3 protein-coding genes are annotated in these 4,007 nt (G+C 61.6%); all 3 read right to left on the minus strand.

The genetic code is table 11. The features are described 5' to 3' along the window. On the minus strand, positions 1-1,079 hold a 1,079-nt coding region (locus tag ACR0MJ_RS20700), incomplete at its 3' end, for an iron-containing alcohol dehydrogenase (protein WP_480762447.1). Between the two features lie 67 nt (positions 1,080-1,146). Next, positions 1,147-2,529 carry an aldehyde dehydrogenase family protein gene (locus tag ACR0MJ_RS20705; RefSeq protein WP_480762450.1) on the minus strand — a complete coding sequence of 461 codons (1,383 nt, stop codon included), beginning with the start codon at positions 2,527-2,529 and terminating at the stop codon, positions 1,147-1,149. A gap of 128 nt (positions 2,530-2,657) precedes the next feature. Beyond that, positions 2,658-4,007, minus strand: a 1,350-nt coding sequence (locus ACR0MJ_RS20710) for a glutamine synthetase family protein (protein ID WP_480707755.1), incomplete at its 5' end; no start/stop codon positions are given.

Below are 4,007 nucleotides of genomic sequence, written 5' to 3' on the forward strand. Positions count from 1 at the left end.
GAGGGGTCGATGATTGCGCCTTGGACCAGTTCGGGGATGGCGGCTTTGGTGACGCCGAGGTCGGAGAGATTGCGGGGGATGGCGAGGCTGTCGTTGAACTCTTGCACGAAGCTGCGGAAGCCGTCGAAGCCGCCGTCGATGCCCAGATAGGCGGCGGCTTGCTGGAAGCGGTCGGCGATGACTGGCGCGTTGAACTCGAGCACGGCGGGCATGCAGACCGCGTTGGTGGTGCCGTGGTGGGTGTTGAACACCGCGCCGACGGGGTGGCTCATGGCGTGGATGGCGCCCAGGCCTTTCTGGAAGGCGGTGGCCCCCATCGCCGCCGCGCTCATCATCTGGGCGCGGGCTTCGATGTCGGTGCCGTCCGCATAGGCACGTGGCAGGTAGTCCTTGACCAGCCGCATCCCTTCCAGCGCGATGCCCTGAGACATCGGGTGGTAATGCGGGCTGCTGAACGCCTCGACACAATGGGCGAACGCATCCAGACCGGTGCCTGCGGTGATGAACTTGGGCATGCCCACCGTCAGCTCGGGGTCGCAGATCACCACGGTCGGCAGCACCTTGGGATGGAAGATGATCTTCTTGGCGTGGGTTTCAGAATTGGTGATGACGCTGGCGCGCCCCACTTCGGACCCGGTCCCGGCGGTTGTGGGGACGGCGATGATCGGCGCGATGGCATCGGCATCCGCTCGGGTCCACCAATCGCCGATGTCCTCAAAGTCCCAGACCGGGCGCGTCTGACCACACATGAAGGCGACCATCTTGCCCAGATCCAGCCCCGAGCCGCCGCCAAAAGCGATCACCCCGTCATGGCCGCCCGCGTTATAGGCCGCAACACCGGCCTCGAGGTTCTGTTCATTGGGGTTCGGGTCCACATCCGCGAACAGACCCCGGCCCAGACCGGCGGTCTCCATGATATCCAGCGTCGCGGTGGTGATCGCCAGGTCGGCCAGCCCCTTGTCGGTGACCAGCAGCGGTTTCTTCATGCCGGCCGCCGCACAGGCTTCGGGCAATTCATTGATCCGCCCGGCCCCGAATTTGATTGCGGTTGGATAAGACCAGTTTCCAACAAGTGACATGTTTGCTTTCCTTCGTGTCAAAAGGCCTGCCCCGGCGAGGGGGTCATTCCGAGGCAGGCCGGCGTCCTTAGCCCGTGACCTTTTTCAGGTGATAGGATTTGGGACGTGTCAGGTTGTGATAGCCAATGACCGAGAGACCGCCGCCGCGCCCGGTATTCTTGCAGCCGGTCCAACACAGGCCGGGATCCAGATAATCGGCGCGGTTCATGAAGACGGTGCCCGTCTCAATCTGGTCGCCCACGCGGGCCGCGCGATCCAGATCGCGGGTCCAGAGGCTCGCTGTCAGGCCAAACGCGCTGTCATTCATCAGCCGGATGGCCTCATCATCCGTGGACACTTTCATGATGCCCACTACCGGACCAAAGCTTTCATCCCGCATCACCCGCATGTCATGGGTGACATTGGTCAGGATCTGCGGCGTCAGATATGCGCCGCCATCATCCTCGGGGAAGATGTCGATATGGGCCACCGCACCAGCCTCGACCGCCTCGGCAATCTGCGCCCGCACCTCATCGGCAAAGCGCACATTGGCCATCGGGCCAATGGTGGTTTCAGCGTCCAGCGGATTGCCCAGCTTATAGCCCTTCACGATCTCCACCGCCCTGACGACGAAGTCGTCATACAGGCTTTCGTGCACATAGATCCGCTCGATCCCGCAGCAGCACTGGCCCGCGTTGAACATTGCCCCGTCGATCAGCGTCTCAACCGCCGCCTCCAGATCGGCATCGTCCATCACATAACCCGGATCCTTGCCGCCCAACTCAGTCCCGACACCGGTAAAGGTGCCCGCCGCCGCGCGCTCCATCGCCTGGCCGCCGCCGACCGATCCGGTGAAGTTCACGAAGTCGAACGCATTGCCCGCGATCAGATCGTTGGTCACGTCATGGCTCAGAAAGACATTCTGGAACACGTCTTCGGGCACACCCGCTGCATGGAAGGCCTGCGCCATACGCTCGCCCACCAGCAGGGTCTGCGTGGCGTGTTTCAGGATCACCGTATTACCCGCGATCAGCGCCGGGGCCACCGTGTTGATCGCCGTCATGTAGGGGTAGTTCCACGGCGCCACCACAAACACCACCCCATGCGGGATGCGCTTGATATAGCGTTTGAACGTCTCATCTTCGCCCACCGCGATATCAGCCAACGCGCTTTCGGCAATCGTGGCCATATGGCTTGCGCGCTCGTTGAAGCCGCCGAACTCACCGCCATAGCGCACCGGGCGACCCATCATATGCGCCAATTCGGGCACGATTTCCTCATTCATCGCGCCGACAGCAGCCACACCCGCCATCACGAGATCAATGCGCTCCCGCAAGGGCCGCGCCGCCCAAGCCGCCTGTGCGGCCCGCGCCCGGCCCGCAACCTCAAACGCCGCCTCCCGCGACAGAACCTCGCGCTCGGCAAAAACCGACCCATCAATCGGCGAGACACATTGCAACATCTGCCCCATAGTCACTCCATCTCTAAAGAGAGCAGGATCCCTGCTTCATCTGGCCATAAATATCTCGGGGGCCGCCATTGGTGCGCCATTGGTTCGAGCGCCAATGGCGGCAGGGCTGGCCCCTCGCTTTCACCCTCTCAAGCCCGCTCGAACCCGCGGGCAATTTCCCAATCGGTCACCACGCGCTCAAACTCTTCGATCTCAACCTCGGCCGCGCGCGCATAGTGATCGACAACGTCATCTCCCATCGCAGCCCGCAACATCGCCGAGCCATGCAGCGCATCCCGCGCCGCGCGCAGATTGCCCGGGATCATCCCCGTCTCTCCCTGATAGACGTCGCCCGTGGTCGGCGGCTGCAACTCCAGCCCTTCTTCGATCCCAGCGATCCCCGCCGCCAGCATCCCAGCCATCGCCAGATAGGGGTTCATATCCGAGCCCGGGATACGGCATTCCACCCGCACCGCCTTGGTGCCGTCACCGCACAGGCGGAACCCGGCGGTGCGGTTGTCCACCGACCAGATGATCCGCGTCGGCGCAAAGGTCCCCTTCATGAACCGCTTGTAGCTGTTGATGTAGGGCGCCATGAAACAGGTGTAATCGGCGGCGTATTTCAAAAGACCCGCCATGTAGCTTTTCATCACATCCGACATGCCGAGCGGATCTTTTTCGTCGAAAAAGATCGGCCGCCCCTCGGACCAGAGCGACTGATGCACGTGGCTGGAACTGCCCACTTTCTCATGATGCCATTTCGGCAGGAAGGTCGCGGCATGCCCATGCTGCCAGGCAATCTCTTTCACCGCGTTCTTGGCGATCGAGTGATACTCGGCCGTCTCCATCGCAGGCGCATATTTGATGTTCAGCTCTTCCTGCCCGGTCTCGGCCTCACCTTTCGTGTTCTCGACCGGTATCCCCGCATCCCATAGATGGTTGCGGATCGGGCGCATCACATGCTCTTCCTTGGTGGTCTGAAGGATGTGATAGTCTTCGTTATACCCCGAGATCGGCTCAAGGTCGCGAAAGCCTTCCTTGCGGATCTGATCAAAGCTTTTCTCGAACAGGAAAAACTCCAGCTCGGTGGCGCACATGGCGTCATAACCCATCGCCTTCAGCCGGTTCACCTGACGCTTCAGGATCGAGCGCGGCGCGTGTGGGACTTCTTCATGCGTGTGATGATCCAGCACATCGCACATCACCATCGCCGTACCTTCCAGCCACGGCACCGGACGCAGGGTGCTCAGATCCGGCTTCATCACATAATCGCCATAGCCCCGCTCCCAACTGGTCGAGGCATACCCATCCGGCGTCCCCATCTCGAGATCCGTCGCCAGCAGATAATTGCAGCAATGCGTCTCTTCCCACGCTCCCGCAACAAAATGACCCGCATGAAACCGCTTGCCCATCAAACGGCCCTGCATGTCAACCAGACAAACCAATACCGTATCAATCTCGCCAGACGAAACCTCAGCCTTCAAATGCTCAAATGTCAG

This window comes from Ruegeria sp. C6, assembly GCF_056537625.1.

What these genes read in the sequence shown, in the direction of transcription:
- ACR0MJ_RS20705 (WP_480762450.1), bottom strand. Translation starts at nt 2,529, where the DNA reads ATGGGGCAGATGTTGCAATGTGTCTCGCCGATTGATGGGTCGGTTTTT.